Source organism: Actinomadura rayongensis (assembly GCF_009831215.1).
GTDB lineage: Bacteria > Actinomycetota > Actinomycetes > Streptosporangiales > Streptosporangiaceae > Spirillospora > Spirillospora rayongensis.
On the sequence record NZ_WUTW01000015.1, the window covers coordinates 1,904 to 5,554 of the forward strand.

Sequence of the window (3,651 nt, forward strand, 5' to 3'; positions counted from 1 at the left end):
GCACACGCGGGTGGGGTTGGTGGGCCCGGTTGTTTTTTGAGAACTGCACAGTGGACGCGAGCATCTCTGGAACAAGAGACCGCACAAGAAACCAAGGAGCCTTGGTCTCCTCGCCTTTTCGTGGGGTGGGGGCCGGCCGGGACTCCAGTTTCTGTTTGTAGTGTGTGGTTTGTTGTTCTTCTGTTGCGATTTGTTTGATCGTTTTGTGTGTTCAAGTGTGTAAGGGCATACGGTGGATGCCTTGGCATCAGGAGCCGATGAAGGACGTGGGAGCCTGCGATATGCCTCGGGGAGTCGGCAACCAGACTGTGATCCGGGGATTTCCGAATGGGGGAACCTGGCACCCGTCATGGGGTGTCGCCGCCGGTTGAATGTATAGGCCGGTTGGTGGGAACGCGGGGAAGTGAAACATCTCAGTACCCGCAGGAAGAGAAAACAATAGTGATTCCGTGAGTAGTGGTGAGCGAAAGCGGATTAGCCTAAACCGTGCGCGTGTGATACCTGGTAGGGGTTGCGTGTGCGGGGTTGTGGGAGCGTTCGGTCGGGTCTACCAGCCCGGCGGAGAGTTATAAAGCACTGGGGTAGTTGAACGGCTTGGGATGGCCGACCGTAGACGGTGAGAGTCCGGTAGACGAAACTTCTAGTGCCTCTTGAGCGTTTTCCCGAGTAGCACGGGGCCCGTGAAATCCCGTGTGAATCTGCCACGACCACGTGGTAAGGCTGAATACTTCCTGATGACCGATAGCGGACCAGTACCGTGAGGGAAAGGTGAAAAGTGCCCCGGTGAGGGGTCGTGAAATAGTACCTGAAACCGTGTGCCTACAAGCCGTCAGAGCGTCCCCAACACCCTGCTTGCGGGGTGTTGTTCGTGATGGCGTGCCTTTTGAAGAATGAGCCTGCGAGTTATGGTGTGTGGCGAGGTTAACCGGTGTCGGGTAGCCGTAGCGAAAGCGAGTCTGAACAGGGCGCCGTGATCACTTCGTGTGATCAATTTTAGTCGCATGCTGTAGACCCGAAGCGGGGTGATCTAGCCATGGGCAGGGTGAAGCGCCGGTAAGACGGTGTGGAGGCCCGAACCCACCAGGGTTGAAAACCTGGGGGATGACCTGTGGTTAGGGGTGAAAGGCCAATCAAACTCCGTGATAGCTGGTTCTCCCCGAAATGCATTTAGGTGCAGCGTCGCGTGTTTCTTGCCGGAGGTAGAGCTACTGGATGGCTGATGGGCCTGACCGGGTTACTGACGTCAGCCAAACTCCGAATGCCGGTAAGTGAGAGCGTGGCAGTGAGACTGCGGGGGATAAGCTTCGTAGTCGAGAGGGAAACAGCCCAGATCATCGGTTAAGGCCCCTAAGCGTGTGCTAAGTGGGAAAGGATGTGGAGTTGCTGTGACAACCAGGAGGTTGGCTTAGAAGCAGCCACCCTTGAAAGAGTGCGTAATAGCTCACTGGTCAAGTGATTCCGCGCCGACAATGTAGCGGGGCTCAAGCACACCGCCGAAACCGTGGCACTCCGGACGTGTTCTGGGGTGGGTAGGGGAGCGTCCTGCAAGCCGGTGAAGCCGTCGGGTGACTGTGCGGTGGAGGTTGCGGGAGTGAGAATGCAGGCATGAGTAGCGCATCACACGTGAGAATCGTGTGCGCCGGATGACCAAGGGTTCCTGGGGCAGGCTGTTCCGCCCAGGGTAAGTCGGGACCTAAGGCGAGGCCGACAGGCGTAGTCGATGGACAACGGGTTGATATTCCCGTACCCGCTGGTATGCGCCAACGCTGAACCCGCTGATGCTAACCACCCGAACCCGCTTCGAGACCTTCGGGTCTTGTTGTTGGGGGAGCGTGGGGTCCGAGGTGGTAGTAGGTGAGTGATGGGGTGACGCAGGAGGGTAGCTCAGCCCAGGCGGTGGTCGACCTGGGGTAAGCATGTAGCCCGTGCCATAGGCAAATCCGTGGCACATCAAAGGGTGAGGTGTGATGCCGAGCCGTTTTAGGCGAAGTGAGTGATCCCATGCTGCCGAGAAAAGCCTCTAGCGAGTGTACCGGCGGCCCGTACCCTAAACCGACTCAGGTGGTCAGGTAGAGAATACCAAGGCGATCGGGTGAACTGTGGTCAAGGAACTCGGCAAATTGCCCCCGTAACTTTGGGAGAAGGGGGACCATTCCTGGTGAACACCTGTGCGGTGGGAGCTGGGGGTGGTCGCAGAGGCCAGGGGGAAGCGACTGTTTACTAAAAACACAGGTCCGTGCGAAGTCGTAAGACGCTGTATACGGACTGACGCCTGCCCGGTGCCGGAACGTTAAGAGGACCGGTTAGACCCTTTCGGGGGTCGAGGCTGAGAATCTAAGCGCCGGTAAACGGCGGTGGTAACTATAACCATCCTAAGGTAGCGAAATTCCTTGTCGGGTAAGTTCCGACCTGCACGAATGGCGTAACGACTTCCCCGCTGTCTCGACCGCAGGCCCGGCGAAATTGCAGTACGAGTAAAGATGCTCGTTTCGCGCAGCAGGACGGAAAGACCCCGGGACCTTCACTATAGCTTGGCATTGGCGTTTGGAGCGTCTTGTGTAGGATAGGTGGGAGACTGTGAAGCCGGTACGCCAGTACGGGTGGAGTCGTTGGTGAAATACCACTCTGGTTGTTTTGAGCGTCTAACCCGCGCCCGTGGATCCGGGTGGGGGACAGTGCCTGGTGGGTAGTTTAACTGGGGCGGTTGCCTCCTAAAGGGTAACGGAGGCGCCCAAAGGTTCCCTCAGCCTGGTTGGTCATCAGGTGGTGAGTGCAAGGGCACAAGGGAGCTTGACTGTGAGACGGACGTGTCGAGCAGGTGCGAAAGCAGGGCCTAGTGATCCGGCATCGGCGTGTGGAAGCGGTGTCGCTCAACGGCTAAAAGGTACCCCGGGGATAACAGGCTGATCTTCCCCAAGAGTCCATATCGACGGGATGGTTTGGCACCTCGATGTCGGCTCGTCGCATCCTGGGGCTGGAGTAGGTCCCAAGGGTTGGGCTGTTCGCCCATTAAAGCGGCACGCGAGCTGGGTTTAGAACGTCGCGAGACAGTTCGGTCCCTATCCGCTGCGCGCGTTGGAGAATTGTGGGGGTCTGTCCCTAGTACGAGAGGACCGGGACGGACGAACCTCTGGTGTGCCAGTTGTTCCGCCAGGAGCACGGCTGGTTGGCTACGTTCGGCAGGGATAACCGCTGAAAGCATCTAAGCGGGAAGCCTTCCCCGAGATGAGTTCTCCCACCCCTTAGGGGGTGTAAGGCTCCCAGTAGACGACTGGGTTGATAGGCCGGGGATGGAAGCACTGTAAGGTGTGGAGTCGACCGGTACTAATAGGCCGAGTGGCTTGAACACACCGAACGATCAAACCAATCGTAACGGTTTCCAGGCTGTGTGTATGTTCGCGTCCCTGTGCGGTTCCCGAAAAACAAACTCGGGCACCCGCACGCTCATGGCTTATGGCTGTGGGTGTGTTGATAATTGGATATGTGCTGTTCGACAGAGCTTCCCGCCCCCTCGCGGGGGTTGGGGTTGGTCGTTCGGTGGTTTTGGCGAGAGGGAAACACCCGGTTCCATTCCGAACCCGGAAGTTAAGCCTTTCAGCGCCGATGGTACTGCATGGGAGACTGTGTGGGAGAGTAGGACACCGCCGGACT

At 58.1% G+C, this 3,651-nt stretch carries 2 rRNA genes; both read left to right on the forward strand.

The features are described from left to right. Nucleotides 1–209 precede the first annotated feature (209 nt). A 23S ribosomal RNA gene (locus tag GQ466_RS30560) occupies nucleotides 210–3,349 on the forward strand. A gap of 184 nt (nucleotides 3,350–3,533) precedes the next feature. Then, nucleotides 3,534–3,650, forward strand: a 5S ribosomal RNA gene (gene rrf, locus GQ466_RS30565). The last annotated feature ends 1 nt before the right edge of the window (nucleotide 3,651 follow it).